At 69.1% G+C, this 16,433-nt stretch carries 14 protein-coding genes; 8 read left to right on the top strand and 6 right to left on the bottom strand.

What is annotated here, in order from left to right; translation table 11 throughout:
- Positions 1-36 precede the first annotated feature (36 nt).
- From murJ (NE857_RS00915) to NE857_RS00895, 5 genes are all read left to right on the top strand, one after another.
- Positions 37-1,881: a murein biosynthesis integral membrane protein MurJ gene (murJ, locus tag NE857_RS00915; RefSeq protein WP_254419363.1), complete on the top strand. Its 1,845-nt coding sequence runs from the start codon at positions 37-39 to the stop codon at positions 1,879-1,881.
- 73 nt (positions 1,882-1,954) lie between these two features.
- Positions 1,955-3,835, top strand: a complete 1,881-nt coding sequence (murJ, locus tag NE857_RS00910; RefSeq protein ID WP_425572147.1) for a murein biosynthesis integral membrane protein MurJ — start codon at positions 1,955-1,957, stop codon at positions 3,833-3,835.
- Positions 3,836-4,081: 246 nt separating this feature from the next.
- The gene (locus NE857_RS00905) at positions 4,082-5,659 is read left to right on the top strand and encodes a protein kinase family protein (protein ID WP_254419362.1); all 1,578 of its coding nucleotides are present in this window, start codon (positions 4,082-4,084) and stop codon (positions 5,657-5,659) included.
- 30 nt (positions 5,660-5,689) lie between these two features.
- Positions 5,690-6,316, top strand: a complete 627-nt coding sequence (gene sigM, locus NE857_RS00900) for an RNA polymerase sigma factor SigM (RefSeq protein ID WP_017579442.1) — start codon at positions 5,690-5,692, stop codon at positions 6,314-6,316.
- 14 nt (positions 6,317-6,330) lie between these two features.
- Positions 6,331-7,236 carry an anti-sigma factor gene (locus NE857_RS00895; protein ID WP_254421830.1) on the top strand — a complete coding sequence of 302 codons (906 nt, stop codon included), beginning with the start codon at positions 6,331-6,333 and terminating at the stop codon, positions 7,234-7,236.
- Between the two features lie 11 nt (positions 7,237-7,247).
- On the opposite strand, the gene NE857_RS00890 is transcribed toward NE857_RS00895, so the two are convergent.
- Positions 7,248-7,928 (bottom strand): response regulator, encoded by a 681-nt coding sequence (locus NE857_RS00890; protein WP_254419361.1) that lies wholly within the window; start codon positions 7,926-7,928, stop codon positions 7,248-7,250.
- On the bottom strand, positions 7,925-9,139 hold the full coding sequence (locus tag NE857_RS00885; protein WP_254419360.1) for a sensor histidine kinase: 1,215 nt from the start codon (positions 9,137-9,139) through the stop codon (positions 7,925-7,927). Before NE857_RS00885 ends, NE857_RS00890 begins: the two co-directional genes overlap by 4 nt.
- Before the next feature lie 160 nt (positions 9,140-9,299).
- Between NE857_RS00885 and NE857_RS00880 the strand changes: the two genes are divergently transcribed.
- From NE857_RS00880 to trxA, 3 genes are all read left to right on the top strand, one after another.
- Entirely contained in the window at positions 9,300-9,719 is a 420-nt protein-coding gene (locus NE857_RS00880; protein ID WP_254419359.1) for a hypothetical protein, read from the top strand.
- Positions 9,720-9,852: 133 nt separating this feature from the next.
- Positions 9,853-10,785, top strand: a complete 933-nt coding sequence (gene trxB, locus NE857_RS00875; protein WP_254419358.1) for a thioredoxin-disulfide reductase — start codon at positions 9,853-9,855, stop codon at positions 10,783-10,785.
- A gap of 71 nt (positions 10,786-10,856) precedes the next feature.
- The gene (gene trxA / locus NE857_RS00870; RefSeq protein WP_017579449.1) at positions 10,857-11,180 is read left to right on the top strand and encodes a thioredoxin; all 324 of its coding nucleotides are present in this window, start codon (positions 10,857-10,859) and stop codon (positions 11,178-11,180) included.
- Positions 11,181-11,465: 285 nt separating this feature from the next.
- Here trxA and NE857_RS00865 read toward each other — a convergent pair whose 3' ends face one another.
- From NE857_RS00865 to ltrA, 4 genes are all read right to left on the bottom strand, one after another.
- Entirely contained in the window at positions 11,466-12,431 is a 966-nt protein-coding gene (locus tag NE857_RS00865; protein ID WP_254419357.1) for a ParB/RepB/Spo0J family partition protein, read from the bottom strand.
- An 85-nt stretch (positions 12,432-12,516) separates the two neighbouring features.
- A complete protein-coding gene (locus tag NE857_RS00860) occupies positions 12,517-13,344 on the bottom strand; it encodes a ParA family protein (RefSeq protein WP_254419356.1) in 828 nt (275 codons plus the stop codon).
- Positions 13,345-13,553: 209 nt separating this feature from the next.
- On the bottom strand, positions 13,554-14,285 hold the full coding sequence (gene rsmG / locus NE857_RS00855) for a 16S rRNA (guanine(527)-N(7))-methyltransferase RsmG (RefSeq protein WP_254419355.1): 732 nt from the start codon (positions 14,283-14,285) through the stop codon (positions 13,554-13,556).
- A gap of 484 nt (positions 14,286-14,769) precedes the next feature.
- Positions 14,770-16,101: a group II intron reverse transcriptase/maturase gene (ltrA, locus tag NE857_RS00850; protein WP_254417703.1), complete on the bottom strand. Its 1,332-nt coding sequence runs from the start codon at positions 16,099-16,101 to the stop codon at positions 14,770-14,772.
- Positions 16,102-16,433: the final 332 nt, after the last annotated feature.

Here is a 16,433-nt window from a genome sequence, read left to right as displayed (position 1 = left end):
ACCTTCCCAGTCGGACGAAAGGAACCCTGATCCACGGTGGTCACCGACTCCCCGAACGGCGACGAGCAGCCCCCTCGTTACGCGCCCAAGCACCGCAGGTCCCCCTACGAGGGCGCCATGCCGGGTGAGAGCCCTCTCCGCCCCTCCGGCGGACCCGCCCCCTCCTTCGAGGAGGGCGAGCTCCCCGCCCCCGCGTCAGGCAGCGGATCCGGACCCGAACCGGGCTCCGACTCCGACTCAGCCCCCGGGTCCGACTCCGGGTCCGGCGGGATGATGCGCTCCAGCATGATCATGGCCGTGGGCACCATGGCCTCCCGCATCACCGGCTTCGCCCGCACCATCGTGCTGGCCGCCGCCATCGGCACCCACCTGCTCGGTGACGCCTACCACACGGCGCACACGATCCCCTTCATCCTGAACGACCTGCTCATCGGCGGCCTGATGGCCTCCGTGGTCATCCCGTTCCTGGTCAAGCGGCGCAAGCGGGACGCGGACGGCGGCAAGGCCACCGAGGACCGCCTGTTCACCTCGATGGTGCTGGCGCTGCTGCTGGTGACCGGGGCCGCGATCGCGGCCGCCGAGGTCCTCATCTGGCTGTACGGATCCCGGTTCACCCCGTTGCAGTTCGAGGCCTCGGTCTATCTGGCCCGTTTCCTGCTCTCCCAGATCTTCTTCGTGGGTCTGAGCGGTCTGCTGAGCGCCATGCTCAACACGCGCGGCAAGTTCGGCGCCGCGGTCTGGGCACCGGTGCTCAACAACGTCGTCATCATGGGCGTGGCCGCGATGTTCCTGGTCGTGGCGGGCCCGGGCCGCACCCCGGAGACCGTCACCACCGCCGAGCTCACCCTGCTGGGCGCGGGCACCGCGGCGGGCATGGCCCTGCAGGCGCTGGTGCTGTTCGTCGCGCTCACCCGCACCGGCTACCGCTGGCGCCCCCGCCTGGACCTGCGCGGATCCGGGCTGGGCGAGGCGATGCGCACCGCCGGGTGGATGATGCTCTACACCCTGCTGACCCAGGCGGGCCTGTGGATCACCACCAACATCGCCAACGCGGCGAACGTGGCCAGCATCGAGCAGGGCCTGGACGTCGGTGCCGGTATCAGCGCCTACAACCTGGCGTACCAGCTCTTCCAGCTGCCCTACGCGATCATCGCGGTCTCCCTGATCACCGTGCTGCTGCCCCGGATGAGCGCGCACGCCGACGACCGCGACTGGGAGGCCGTCCGCTCGGACTTCTCCCGCACCCTGCGGATCTCCGCGTTCGTGCTGGTTCCGATCGCCTTCGCGGTCGCGATGTTCGCCGAGCCGCTGTCGATCCTGGCGTTCGCCCGCGGATCGGTCTCGATCGCCGACGCGGCCGCCATCGGCCAGATCCTCGCCGTGATGTCGCTCGGCATGCTGCCGTTCACCGTGTTCCAGCTGATGCTGCGCGTGTTCTTCGCCATGGGTGACACCAGGACCCCCGCCCTCATCGGCGCGGCCAACCTCGCTGTTCACAGCGGTCTGGCCCTGGTCGCCTACCTGCTCCTGCCGCCGAACCTGGTCGTGGTCGGCGTGGCTTCGGGCTTCATGGTGTCGTTCCTGTCGGGCCTGACCATCGCTGGTCAGATCCTCAGCCGGCGCATCGGGGGACTTGACGGAAAGCACGTGATTGGCACATTGTTGCGCCTGCACCTGGCCGTCGTTCCCAGCATCGCGGCTGGCTTCGGTGTGCTCTGGTTCTTCGACACCCAGGTCGGGCCCGGCCTCATCACCTACATCGGTGCTCCCGTCGTCGGATGCGTCGCCGGCGCGCTGCTCTTCCTCGTGTCCGCCCGTCTGCTGCGCGTGCCCGAGCTGAGCGCCGCCGTGGAACTCATCCGCGGCCGCCTGCGTCGTTAGATGCCGTGACCCCCTCCGGCCCTGCCCCGTCGGAGTTCCGTAGTCGTCCCTGCCAGAAAAGGACCACCCGACGGTGTCCAGCGATCACCCCCGTCAGCACGCCGACGGTCCGGAGCCCGGACCGGAGCAACCCCCTGAGGATTCCTCCAGACGTCACCTGGTGATGCCCGGGGACGTCCTCGACGCCTACGAGCGTTCCGAGCCCCGGAGCGAACCGGAGACCGGCCTGAAGACGGTCCGGGACCCGAGCGAGATCGGTGACGTGGGTACCGCGGACCGCGCGGGCCTGGAGGACGGCGACGAGATCGGTGGTTCGTCCCACACCGGTCCGGGCAACATCGCGAAGTCGACCGCGATCATGGCGGTGGGCACGATCGCCTCCCGTGTCACGGGCTTCGTCCGCACCATCGTGCTGGCGGCGGCGATCGGCACCCAGCTGCTGGGTGACGCCTACCAGACCGCCGGCATGGTCCCGTACATGATCTACGACCTGCTCATCGGCGGGTTGCTGGCCAGTGTGTTCGTGCCGTTCCTGGTCAAGCGGCGCAAGCTGGACGCCGACGGCGGGAACAAGACCGAGCAGCGCCTGGTGACCCTGATGCTGCTGGCGCTGTTCGTGCTGACCCTGGTGTCGGTGCTGATCGCCGAGTGGTTCATCCGGATCTACGCGGGCGGGTTCAGCGGGGCGCAGTACGACGTCTCCGTCGTCCTGGCCCGGTACCTGGTGCTCCAGATCTTCTTCATCGGTGCCAGCGGTCTGGCCAGCGCGATGCTGAACGCGCGCAACAAGTTCGGCGCTCCCATGTGGGCGCCGGTCGTGAACAACATCGTCATCATCGGCATCTGCCTGTGGTTCCTGTCCATCGCCGGGCCGGGACGCACGCCGGAGACCGTGACCCAGAGCGAGCTGGCCCTGTTGGGCCTGGGTACCGCGCTCGGCCAGGTCGTCCAGGCGGCCGTGCTGCTGTGGGCGCTGTGGGCCGCGGGCTTCCGCTGGCGCCCCCGCCTGGACCTGCGCGGTTCCGGGCTGGGCGAGGCAGCCGGTGCGGCCTCGTGGATGATGCTCTACATCGTCGTCGCCCAGGTGGGCGCGCTCGTCTCCACCAACGTCGCCACGCGCGCGGGTTCGATGTCCGCCGAGCTCGGCTACGACACGGGTTCGGGTATCGCGGCGTACAAGTTCGCCTCGATGCTCTTCCAGCTGCCGTACGCGATCATCGCCGTCTCGGTGATCACTGCCCTGCTGCCCCGGATGAGCGAACACGTCGCGGCCGGGCGCAAGGACCAGGTGCGCAGCGACTTCTCCCGCGGCTTCCGCCTGTCGTCGGTGCTGATCGTGCCGATCGCGGTGGCGATGATCGTCTTCGCGGTCCCCTTCTGCGTGATGATCTACGCGCAGGGCAGCACCAGCGCCGAGGACGCGGCCGCGATCGGTCGCATCCTGATGGTCTTCTGCGTGATGTTGATCCCCTTCACGCTGTTCCAGCTGCAGATGCGCGTGTTCTACGCGCTGGGCGACACGCGTACCCCGGCCCTGGTCTCGATCCCCTCCGAGATCGCCCACGCGGTGACCGCGATCAGCCTGCTGTACTTCATGGCCGACAGCCCGCAGCACATCGTGGTGTGGCTGCCGGTGCCGTACGGGCTCTACTACATCGTGGGCTCGGTGATCATGTGGTACATGCTGCACAAGAGGCTGAACGGGCTGGACGGCCGCAAGACCGCGTCAACCCTGTTCAAGCTGCACGTGGCCACCATCCCGGCGGCCGCGTTCAGCGTGCTGATGATCGTCGTCTTCAACGGTCTGCCGGGGGATCTGTGGCCCGCCCTCGCGTCGATGGTGGCCGGAGGACTGGTCGGTGCCGTACTGTTCGTGGTTGCCGCCAAGTTCCTTAATGTGACCGAAGTCACATCGTTCCTGGATTTGGTCAGAACCCGGCTGCGACGCCGCTGATCACCTGGAATGGATGACGTTGGGTAGTCGCACCCTGGTACGTCCCAGAAGGTGACTGAGTACCCGATGTCCTCCAAAGAGGCTGTTCAGGCGTCCTAGCATGGACAGACACCGCTTTACCGCCAGAGCACCGTTTATCCGAGCTGCCCGAAGGGAGGCTGGGGACAGCAGACAGGGCCGACCCCCTCGCGTGCGCCCACTGCGGCATCACGCGACCCAGCGGCACTGGCGCCCGTCACTCCCATCATGAGCACCTTCCTGATCGAACCCGGGGCGAAGCTGGCCAACCGCTACCGACTCGACCACGTGGTGAGCGAGACCGGTGGTGCGACCCGGTGGAAGGCCACCGACGAGACGCTCGCGCGTCCGGTCGCGGTATGGACCTTCGCCGAAGGATTCCCGCGCACGTCAGAGGTGGTCCGCGCGGCCCGGGCCACGAGCCGTATCCCGGACGCCCGCGTCACCCAGGTCTTCGACGCCGACGACACCTCACCCGTCCCCTACGTCGTCGAGGAATGGGTCATCGGCTCCTCCCTCGCCGACCTCCTGGCACAGGGACCGATGGAGCCCGAGCGCGCGGCGGGCCTGGTCGCCGAGGCGGCCGAGGCCATCTCCGCCGCGCACGCCCAGGGACTCCACCACCTGTGCCTGTCCCCCAGCAAGCTCATGTGGAGCAGCGGCGGAGCGGTCAAGGTCACCGGTATCGGCGTGGACGCCGCGCTGCTGGGGAACAACGTCCCCCAGCCCGGCGCGATCGACGCCCAGGGCCTGGGCAACCTGCTCTACGCGGCGCTCACCGGCTACTGGCCCGGCGGTCCGCAGAGCGGTCTGCCCGGCGCCCCGCAGGGGCCCATGGGCCCCTACCCGCCCGGCCAGCTCCGGCAGGGCGTGAGCGAGCCCCTGGCCTCCATCACCACCCGCGCGGCACTGCCGCAGCTGGTCGGTCAGATGGTGCCCGGACCGCCCATCTCCAGCCCCGCCGAGTTCTGCTCGGCCATGGCCGCGGTGCCGCGACTCATCCCGCTGCCGGTCTCCCCCGCGGAGACCGCGCAGCAGCCCGAGCCCGGCACCTCCCGGCGCACGGGCGAGTTCGACGCCACCAACAGCCAGCGGCGCAGCAGCCGCAACGGTTCGGCTCCGGCCCGGAGCAACGGCGCCCGACCGGCGCCCTCCCGCATGGACCAGCGGGCCACCCGCGACAAGGGCGGTTCGGCCAAACGGATCCTGATCGGTGCGGTGGCGGTGGCACTGTTCGCCGCCGTCGTCGTCGGGGCCTGGCAGGTCGGATCGTCGTTCAACCCCGGCTCGGACGAGGCCGTCGACCCGAGTGCCAGCACGACCGAGGACGAGCCGGACGGCGCGGAGTTGACGGTCTTCGACATCAACGGGGCCCGGGGCTTCGACCCGATGCCGAACGGCGACGGTGACGAGCACTCCCAGAACGCCCACCTCGCCTTCGACGACGACCCGAACAGCAGCTGGAGGACCCAGGGCTACTGGGACCCCCTGGAGATGCAGAAGGAGGGCGTCGGCCTTCTGCTGGACCTGGAGTCCAGCCGGCAGGTCCACGAGGTGGACCTGCTGCTCTCCGGTGGAACTCACAGCGTGGATATCCGGGTCGGGGACAGCGACGAGGTCAGCGATCAGGAAAGCCTGGACGCCAACCTCCCGACCGCGTGGTCGGGCAGCGTCAGCGGTGAAGAGACCCTCACCCTCGAGGAGAGCGCGACCGGACGGTACGTCCTGGTCTGGTTCACCGAGCTCCCGGAGAACGACGGAGAATGGCGTGGGACCATTAACGAGGTCGAGGTACGCGGGACCTAGTTCTAGTTGTGGGGTATGTGATCAGCGCTGATGGACGCGTCCCAGGAGCTTCCTGACAAGGAGCTGTTGTCAAGACACGCTCAGGGTGACGAGCAGGCGTTCGCGGTACTGGTTCGCCGCCACCGTGAGCGCCTGTGGGCTGTCGCCATCCGGATGATGGGCGAGCCGGAGGAAGCTTCGGACGCCCTCCAGGACGCGTTCCTGTCCGCGTTCCGCGCAGCCGACCGCTTCCGGGGCGACGCCCAGGTCACGACATGGCTGCATCGCATCGTGGTCAACGCCTGCCACGACCGCCTCAGACGGCGCAAGGTGCGCCCGGCCACCCCGACCGAGGACGAGACCCTCGACGTCATCTCCAACGAACGCCTGAGCCGTTCAGGGGGCGGCCACGACCACGCGGCGCAGACCGAGGCCCGCCTGGACGTGCACGCCGCCCTGGAGCTCCTACCGTTGGAACAGCGCATGGCGTTGACCCTCGTGGACATGCTCGGCTACCGGGTGGACGAGGCCGCCGAAATCCTCGAGGTCGCCTCGGGCACGGTCAAGAGCAGATGTGCTCGAGGTCGCGCCAAACTTCTTCCCTCGCTGGCCCATCTAAGGAACCCTGGGCCGCCCCGAGACGTCACATCTGGGAGAGGAGGTGCCAACCCATCGTGACGTCCCATCCAGACGTGGAGGCACTCGCCTTCTTCGCTGAGGACCTTCTGGCCCCTGACGAAGAACGCTCCGTGGCCGCCCACATCGAGACCTGCGCGAACTGCGCCACCACTCTCGACGAGCTCTCAGGAGTCACCCGTGTCCTCGCCGAGGCACCCGCACCCGCGTTGCCGCAGGACGTCGCCGACCTCCTCGACGGCCGCATCGCCGAAGCCGTGAACGAACGCTCGGCGGCCGCCTCGTCAGCTGAGACACCTGCGCCTGAGACACCTGCGCCTGAGACACCCGTGCCCGGACCCTACGGCCCGGAGAGCACCGCACCCGGAACACCCGCGGACGACGCGCTCGCCCCGGTCGTTCCCATCGCCGCCCGACGCCGTCGCTTCGGCCTGCCGCACCTGATGGCGGTCGCCGCCGCGTCCGTGTTCGTGGTCGGCGGCGGTGCCGCGATCATCAACGGGGTGATGGGCGGCCAGCAGGAGAGCGGCGTCGCCTCACCGCTGATGGACGAGGACGCCGAGGAAGCCGCGCCCGACACCGCGCAGTCCTACTCCGCCGAGTCGGTGGCCAGCGGCACGGTCTACACCGAGGACGGTCTCGGCGCCCAGGCGGCTGCCGTCCTGTCCGCGGCAGAAGCCGGGCCCGCGGAGGGTGAGGGGGCCGAGGAGGACATGGGCGCCCAGGCCGTGGAGGGCCTGCCTGCCGGCGCACAGGAGTGCGTCACCCGCTTCGAGGAGGCCAACGGCGTCCGGATCACCCTGGTCGACGAGGCGTACTTCGACTCCGGCGACGGCGCCGAGCGCGCGTGGGTCCTGTTCACCCGGGACACCGAAGGCGCATCCGCTGTCGTGCTCGACCCCGGCCAGTGCGCCCGGGGCGGCAGCTTCGACTCCGGGATCCTCGCCGAGCAACCGCTGTAACGGGTCTGCTCTCAACCGTTTCCCGGGCGGACCAACCCTGTCTCATAAGCCAGCACCACCAGCCCCACGCGGTCGCGGACGCCGAGTTTGGCGAGCAGGCGGCCCACATGGGTGCGGGCGGTGGCCGGGCTCAGGTGAAGGTGCCCGCCGATCTCCTGGTTGGACATCCCGCGGCCGACCAGGGCGAGGACCTCGCGTTCACGATCGGTGAGGACGTCCAGGCGGGCGGCGGCCCCGGGCGGGAGCGCGGTGGCGGCCAGGCGTTCGATCACGCTCCGGGTCACCCCGGGTGAGAGCAGGGCGTCCCCGGCCGCGACCGTGCGGACCGCTTCCCTGAGCTCGCGGGGTTTGGCGTCCTTGAGCAGGAACCCGGCCGCGCCCAGTCGCAGCGCGGCGAACACGTTGTCGTCCTCGCCGAAGGTGGTGAGGACGACGACCCGGATGTCGACATGTCGGCGCCCCGACGTGTCGACACGTCGACGTTCCAGTTCTTGCAGGACGTCGAGACCGTCCACGGCGGGCATCTGGAGGTCGAGCAGGACCACCTCCGGTCGGAAGCGGTCGATTTCCGCCAACGCCTGGCGGCCGTCGGCGGCCTCGGCCACCACCTCGATGTCGCCGTCCCGTTCCAGCAGCGAACGGACCCCGGCGCGCACGAGCTCCTGGTCGTCCACGAGCAGGACCCTGGTCACGCGTCACCTCCGAGGGGGATCCGGGCGCGCACGCGGAACCCGCCGCCGGGGGCGGCTCCCGTCTCCAGTGTTCCCTCCACCATCCGTACCCTCTCGCGCATCCCGGCCAGTCCCGTGCCCTTGCCGTGTTCATCGGTGGGGGCGGCCGTCCCGTCATCGGTGACCGTCACCTCGAGCGCGTCCTCCGCACGTTCGATCAGCACCACGGCGCCGCGGGCCCGCGCATGCCGGATGGTGTTGGTGAGAGCCTCCTGGACCACGCGGTAGGCGGTCGCGTCGACCAGCCCCGGCAGCCCCGACAGCACCTGGGAACCCTCCCCGACAGCGTTCCCCCTCACCTCGACGGCCAGGCCGGCGGCCCGAACCGAGGCCACCAGCTCCGCCAGGTGGGCCAGGCCCGCGACCTGTTCCAGTCCTCCACCGGCCCCTCCCCCGCTCCCGGGGCCGCGCAGCGCGCGCACCGTCGAGCGCAGATCGCGCAGCCCTTCCCGGGCGGCTTGGGCGACGTGCTCCAGCTCCGTGCGGGCCGCGGGCAGGTCCACCGCGCCCTGCTCCAGGGCTTCCCCGGCCACCGCGGTGTGCAGGGACACGACCGACAGGTGGTGGCCGACCGCGTCGTGCAGGTCCCGGGCGATCCGGGCGCGCTCACGGGCCAGGCGTTCGGCCGACTCCGCTTCCCGGGCCTGACGGTCCAGTTCCGCGATGCGCTCGCGTTGGCGGGCACCCTCCCGGCGCTGCTTCGCCCCGTCCCCGAGGGCGATCGCCGCCCCCATGATCGCTGCTGTCGACGCCAGTTCGTATCCGAGGAGGAAGGCGAGGTCCTGACCCTCCAGCGCCCTGCTCGATGTGGAGACGATCACCAGTGCAACTGCCGCTCCCACCGTCCACGAAGTGCGGCCGAAGGAGGCCGCGGAGTACAGGGCGGCCGCCATGGGGACTGCCAGGCCGATGACGGGGAGGTCCACGACGTAGTAGGTGATCAGGAGCAGCGAAGTGGCCAGGAGAACGCTCATGGGCCACCTGCGCCGAACCAGCATGAGCAGGCCGAGGGCCGCCGCGAACCCGTACGCCACCGCCGGGTGGGGGTCACCGCCGCCGATATCCGCGCCGATCGCGATCGCCACCACGGCGAAGACGGCGAACCCCAGCAGCACGTCGATGATGACGGCCTGGCGGCCAGAACGATCGGGGGAGCCGGAGTGGTCGGGCATGCGGCGATTCTACGGAGCGCGCCCCGCGGGCACCCGCTCTTGCGCGCGCGCCCGGCTACGCGTTTCGACGTACCGGAAAGGGAGCGGTGGCGGACGCCCCGGGGGCGGTGTCCTCCGTAACGTCCGAAGGGACAGCAGCGAAACAGGAGGGGAACCAGTCATGGACCGACAGCAGAACACCCTGAGCGGCATCCCGTGGTCGCTGGTGCTCGCACTCGGCGCTCTCGCCCTGTTGCGGCCCCTGATGAGCGCCACCGGAGTCTCCGAGGCGATCGGCTCGCCCTGGGCCCAGCTGGGGGCGACCGTACTCATCACCGCGGCCTGGGTCGCGGCCGTGGTCGTGGCCCGGGCCCCCCGCCCGTTCCTCACCCTCGTCTGCGCCGGGGTGACCTACGGGGTGCTCGCGATCGTGGTGAGCGCGGTGCTGTCCCCGTTCCTCCTAGGAGAGCTCCAGGGGCCGATCACCAACCCGTTCGCGGTGGTGTCGGTACTCCTCACCAACGCGCTCTGGGGAGCCGTCTCCGGAGGCCTGGCCCTGGCGGTCCGAGCGGCCCTGGGCCGAGGCCCGCAACGGGGCTGAGATCTATACCCCGCCCCCGTACGCTGGGCGGATGTCAGGGCGGGAATGGGGTGCGCCTACCATCGGTTGTGCTAACCATCTTCCCCTGTCACGCCACCGTGGCCGGGCAGCGACTGTGTGAAGGGCCTAGAGCGTGAGTGACGTCCGCAATGTCATCATCATCGGTTCCGGACCGGCGGGTTACACCGCTGCCGTGTACGCCGCGCGCGCGGAACTGCGCCCGCTGGTGTTCGAAGGGTCCATCACGGCCGGTGGTGCGCTCATGAACACCACCGACGTCGAGAACTTCCCCGGGTTCCCGGACGGGATCATGGGCCCGGACCTCATGGACAACCTGCGCAAGCAGGCGGAGCGCTTCGGCGCCGAGCTGGTCCCCGAGGACGTCACCGACGTGGACCTGACCAAGCCGGTCAAGGAGGTCACCGCGGGCGGTGAGACCTTCCTCGCGCACACCGTCATCCTGGCCACCGGCTCCGGCTACCGCGAGCTGGGCATCCCCGGCGAGAAGGAACTGTCCGGCCGGGGTACCTCCTGGTGCGCCACCTGCGACGGCTTCTTCTTCCGCGACCAGGACATCGCGGTGGCGGGCGGCGGCGACACCGCCATGGAGGAGGCCCTCTTCCTCACCCGCTTCGCCAAGTCGGTGACGGTCATCCACCGCCGTGACGAGCTGCGCGCCAGCAAGATCATGGCCGAGCGCGCCTTCGCCAACGACAAGATCACCTTCCTCTGGGACACCGAGATCACCGAGGTCATCGGAGAGGACCGCGTCAGCGGGCTCAAGCTGATCAACAACAAGACCAACGAGACCAGCACCCTGGACGTGACCGGTCTGTTCGTCGCGATCGGCCACGACCCGCGCGTGGAGCTCTTCCAGAAGCAGATCGAGCTCGACGAGGAGGGTTACGTGAAGGTGGACGCACCGTCCACGCGGACCAACCTCGAGGGCGTCTTCGCCGCGGGCGACGTGGTCGACCACCAGTACCGCCAAGCGATCACCGCCGCGGGCACCGGCTGCTCCGCCGCGTTGGACGCCGAGCGCTTCCTCGCCGAGATGGGCAACTAGCGCCCGTCGGGCAGCGAACCAACCTCCCCGCACCTTCCATCCGGTTTCGTCGAACCAAGGAGAACCAAGCAGTGTCCACCGTCAAGAACGCCACCGACGCCACTTTCAAGGCGGACGTCCTCGAGAACAGCAAGCCGGTCCTGGTGGACTTCTGGGCCGACTGGTGCGGCCCCTGCAAGCAGATGGCCCCGGTCCTGGACAAGCTCGCCGAGGAGCACGGCGACAAGATCGATGTCGTCAAGATCAACACCGACCAGAACCCCGACACCCCCCGCGCGTACAACGTCATGTCGCTGCCGACCATGAACGTGTACAAGGACGGCGAGGTCGTCAAGCAGATCATCGGCGCCAAGCCGAAGCGTCTCCTGGAGCAGGAGCTCGCCGAGTTCCTGTAGGTCCGGGAACCGAGCACACGCGAGCCGAGAGGCCCCCAGGTCGAACCTGGGGGCCTCTCGCCGTTCCTGCCAGTCCGCCCAAGGGCAGCCGCCCCCACCCTCCCCCACGTCGCTCCTGGCGTTTCGAGGGGGCCTGTTTCACGTGAAACAGGCCCCGCACACCAGCCCCGGCGGCCATTCCCGGACCCTCTGCCCGGACGTCCTGGCCCGGACACGACGATGGCGGCGTTTCACGTGAAACACCGCCATCGCACGCGAGGGTGGAAGCTCAGTTCTCGCGGTCCGTCAGTTGTCCTGGCCCATCTGGCTGATGATCCGCTCCAGGTCCTCCATCGTCGCGAACTCCACGACGATCTTGCCCTTCTTCCGGCCGATGTCCACCTTGACGGTGGTGTCGAGCCGGTCGCCCAGCCGCGTCGCCCACTCCTCGACCTGCGGGGGGTTGCTGATCCGACCGGCGGCGGACCGGCGGGGCTTCTCCTCCTCCGGGATCTCCCGGAGCGCGACGATCTCCTCCAGCGAGCGGACCGACAGACCTTCGTCGTTGACCCGCTTGGCCAGGCGCTCCTGGGCCTCGGGATCGTCGATCGTCAGCAGCGCACGCGCGTGGCCCGCGCTGAGCACCCCGGCCGCCACCCGCGTCTGCACCTTCCCGGGGAGGTTGAGCAGACGCAGTGTGTTGGCGATGTGTGAACGCGACTTACCGACCTGCTGGGCCAGCTCCCCCTGGGTGGTGCCGAAGTCGTCCAGCATCTGCTGGTACGCGGCCGCCTCCTCCAGCGGGTTGAGCTGCTGCCGGTGCAGGTTCTCCAGGAGAGCCTCCCGGAGCAGCTCGTCGTCGTCCGTCTTCCGAACGATCGCGGGGATCCGCTCGAGCTCCGCGAGCTTGCTCGCCCGGAACCGGCGCTCCCCCATGATCAGCTCGTAGCGGGGGCGGTCCCCGCCCTCAAGCTTGCGGACCACGACGGGCTGAAGCAGACCGACCTCGATGATCGAGTCCCTCAGCTCCTCCAGGGCCTCCTCGTCGAAGTGCGTCCTGGGCTGACGGGGGTTGGGGGTGATCGAGGCGAGCTCGAGCTCCTCCATGTAGGTCCCGTCCGGCATCTCCACCGGGCCCTGCTGAACCTCGGGGGGTTCGGGGACGGCGGGCACCGTCGTCTCACGAACGCTCTCCACCGGCGCGGGGGCGGTCGGCCCTTGCGGAATGAGCGCCCCCAGTCCCTTGCCCAGTCCGCGCCGCTGCTGGCTCACCGGCAACTCCCTCCACACTCCTTGCGTGTTTCCGCTCGACCGGCCTCGCCGGTCGAGCGGAGTGTTTCACGTGAAACAACCACCGTCAGCCGGCGTTGAGCCCCTCGGCCCGGAAGGCGATTTCGCGAGCCGCCTCCAGATAGGCCACCGCGCCGGTGGACGTGGGGTCGTAGGTCATGACCGACTGCGCGTAACTGGGCGCCTCGGAGACACGAACACTCCGCGGTACCAGCGTGTCCAGAACGAGCTCGCCGAAATGCGAGCGCACCTCGTCGGCCACCTGCTGGGCGAGCCGGGTCCGGCCGTCGTACATCGTCAGCAGAATCGTGGTGATCGACAGTCCCGTGTTCAGGTGCGACTTGACCAGCTCCACGTTGCGCAGCAGCTGACCGAGCCCCTCCAGCGCGTAGTACTCGCACTGGATCGGGATCATGACCTCGTCGCACGCCACCATCGCGTTGACCGTCAACAGGCCGAGCGAGGGCGGGCAGTCGATGAGGATGTAGTCGAGGTCCGACGTGTCGTAGGCCGCGAAGGCCCGCTTGAGCCGGGCCTCACGGGCGACCAGGGAGACCAGTTCGATCTCCGCGCCCGCCAGGTCGATGGTGGCCGGGGCGCACCACAGGTTGGGGATGTCCGGGACCGGCTGAGCCAGCTTCCGGATCTCCTCGTCCTCGACCAGGCAGTGGTAGATGGACCGGGTCTGGTTGTCGCGTTCCATACCAAGAGCGGTGGACGCGTTCCCCTGCGGATCGAGATCGACCACGAGGACACGCTGACCGTGCATGGCCAGGGCGGCGGCGATGTTCACCGTCGTGGTGGTCTTGCCCACCCCGCCCTTCTGGTTGGCGACGCTGATCACCCGGCAGGACTTGGGGCGAGGCCAAGGGTCCTCGTGCCCACGAACCTCCATCGCGGCATGCGCCGCGCGGGCAATGGGGGTGTCGGGGACGCCTTCGCGGGTCGTGTCGCCATGCCATGTTTCACGTGAAACAGGGGACTGGCTCACCGCGGGTCCCGCTGATGTTTCACGTGAAACATCGAGCAGATCTCCATAGGCGCCCGCTGGTGTTTCACGTGAAACACCAGCGTTGTCGGCTGGGTTCTGGGGCACGAATGAGTTCACCTCTTCCGTCCGCGCTTCTTTTTGCCGTTCCGCGCCTTCTTCTGGGAACCTCCCGACGCGGACGGACCACCGTCGGATGTCACCGTGACGCGAACGACCGTGGTAGCGGGATCGACTTTACCCCGCCCCACCCTGATCACATCGCAGACGCCAGGGCGCAGTTTCGAAACGTCTTTCTCTGCCTCGGCCAGTTCGGCCTCCGCCTGCTCTCCCTTGAGGGCCAACAGACTGCCGCCCTTACGCAGCAGAGGCAGCGACCACCCCGCCAACCGGGAGAGCGGTGCGACCGCCCGGGCGGTGACGAAGTCGGTGTACAGCTCTCCGTGCGCTTCCTCCGCGCGGCCCCGCCGAACCTCCACGTTGGTCAGACCAAGGGTATCGACCGCCTCGTCGAGGAAGACCGTCCGCCGCAGCAGGGGCTCCAGGAGAGTCATCTTGATATCCGGACGCAGCAGGCCGAGCACCAGCCCCGGCAGTCCCGCGCCCGATCCGACGTCCACCACCTCCGCACCCTCGGGGATCAGCTCCTCGACGACAGCGCAGTTGATGAGGTGCCGCTCCCAGAGGCGGGGCACCTCGCGCGGGCCGATCAGCCCGCGACGCACCCCGTCGTCAGCGAGGAGTTCGGCATAGCGCGTCGCCACGGGCAGGGTGTCTCCGAAGACCGCCGCCGCCTGCGGGGGCGGCGCGGGGAGCGTAGCGCCGGGCTCCTCAGTGCCCGAGGTCATCGGTCACCACCTGTCGGAACTCGTCCATCGTCACTTCCATGAACCGTTGGGTCGCCATGTCGACCTGTCCACAAGGGGACATCGGCCGACCGACACGGGAAGCGCGCGGCGGATCGCGGTCGTCGCGCGCATGGGGTTTGGTTCCTTCCCCGCACGGATCGCATGGCGCGCGGCTCCACTCGCGGCGTCACCCCGGGAGTCCCGAGGGCGGCACGACTCGTGTCGGGAAGGCCCCGGAGATGATCCTACGCGGGGGCCGCCCCCGGGTTTCACGTGAAACACCTCCCGCGCCCGTGGTGCGCCCCGCGTATCCGGGCCATGTCGGCACCGGCAGGCCTTCCCTCAGGCAGCGCCCTCGCTCCGTTCCCGTCGGATCGCCCCTGGCCCAGCGGGCCTGCTTCTCCCCCGGGATCGGGTAGGAGGGCCGGGTCGCCCGGCCCTCCCCCCACACCACCGGACATGCGGGCCCGCATCCGGCGGTTCGTCAAACTGATCTCAACCGCTGCCAGGTCGGCTTGAGCATCCGCAGACCAAAGCCCTCCCAGTAGGAGTTGGGCAGCGCCTGCTGAAGGACGACCGAGCCACCGATCCGCCAGTACCCCTTGCTGCTGATCGCCCAGTCCCGGGCCACACGATCCGAGATACCGAGCGAGCGCAACATCCGGCGGCGGGTCCTGGCCCGCTTCCATTCCTTCCAACGGACCTGCCGCATCCTGCGGCGGAGCCATTCATCCAACCCCTGGAACACCCTGGGGGTGTCCGCGAGCCGGAAGTAACCCATCCACCCGACGATGAACCGGTTCAACCGGCCGATGCGATACTCCATCGCAACCGACCACCGGCGCGAGGTCAGCTCCCGGATCCGCACCTTCCAGCGCCTGAGCGCCTTGGGATCGACCCGGATACGCACCCCGGCCCGGGTGAAGTAGAAACCGAACCCCAGCAACGTCGCGACGGATGCCGGAACCACCTTCGACTTCTCCCGGTTCACCTTCAGCTTCAACCGCTGCTCGACCACGACCGTGATCGAGTCGAGCACCCTGTGAGCGGCCCGCCTGCTACGCGTGAAGACACGGATGTCATCGGCGTAGCGCACGAACCGGTGACCGCGACGCCACAGCTCCCGATCCAGGTCGTCGAGCATGATGTTGGACAGGACCGGCGAAAGCGGAGACCCCTGCGGGGTCCCCTGCGCGCTCGGCATCTTGACCCCGTCCGCCATGATCCCGGCTTCCAGAAAGGACCGGATCAGTCGCAGCACCCTGCGGTCGTCAACCCTGCGCGCCACCCGGGCCATCAACACATCGTGCTGGACCCGGTCGAAGAACCGGTCCAGGTCGATGTCCACGACCCATCGGTGGCCGTCCTCAATAGCCCGCCGCGCGACCCGCACCGCCTGATGGGCGGACCGGCCGGGACGGAACCCGAACGAAGACCCGGAGAACTCCGGGTCGAAGATCGGGGTGAGGACCTGCGCGATGGCCTGCTGGATCAAACGGTCCAGCACCGTGGGAACACCCAGCATCCGCTCGCCGCCCCCGGGCTTGGGGATCATCACCCGGCGGACCGGCGAGGGCCGGTATCTCCCCGCGTCGAGTTCTTCCCGAACGCCCTCCCAGTGCTCGCGCAGCCATCCCCGCAGATCAGCGGTAGTGACTCCATCCACACCCGGGGCACCCCGGTTGGTCTCGACCCGTTCGAGCGCCGCGGCCAGGTTCGCGCTGGACAGCATTCGCTGCCACAGATCCCCCTGGCCGTGGTGGACATCGTCTCCAGGCCGCGCCGACAGGTCACTACGCTCTACGGCGGTACTCAACGGAAATGCACCGTCCCCTCCCACCGCAGGCCCGCCTTCGGCGGGGTGGCTGCGATCTGTGTGACCAGCACGAGCGGCACCGGTTCCTCTGTCCCATTTGACGTTCGGCCCTTCCCAGCCCACGAGCGATCCCGGCTGGTACTACGACCTCTGCTGACTTCTGCCCGGTCAGCCGCTCCCTTGCGGTCGCGGCCGTCGGCGCGGCGACATACTCAGCACAACCGACACCCGGACAGACCTCCCCAGGTAAGAACAGCTACTTTCCCCCTACGCCTGCCGCATCTACACCCCGGCCGTCTTGGCAGTGACGGGCTTCGCCATCCATGGCTGGC

Origin of the sequence: Nocardiopsis exhalans (assembly GCF_024134545.1) — a bacterium.
Taxonomy (GTDB): Bacteria; Actinomycetota; Actinomycetes; order Streptosporangiales; family Streptosporangiaceae; genus Nocardiopsis; species Nocardiopsis exhalans.
Note: the sequence above shows the minus strand (reverse complement) of the source record. Positions and strands in the feature narration are given on the sequence as shown.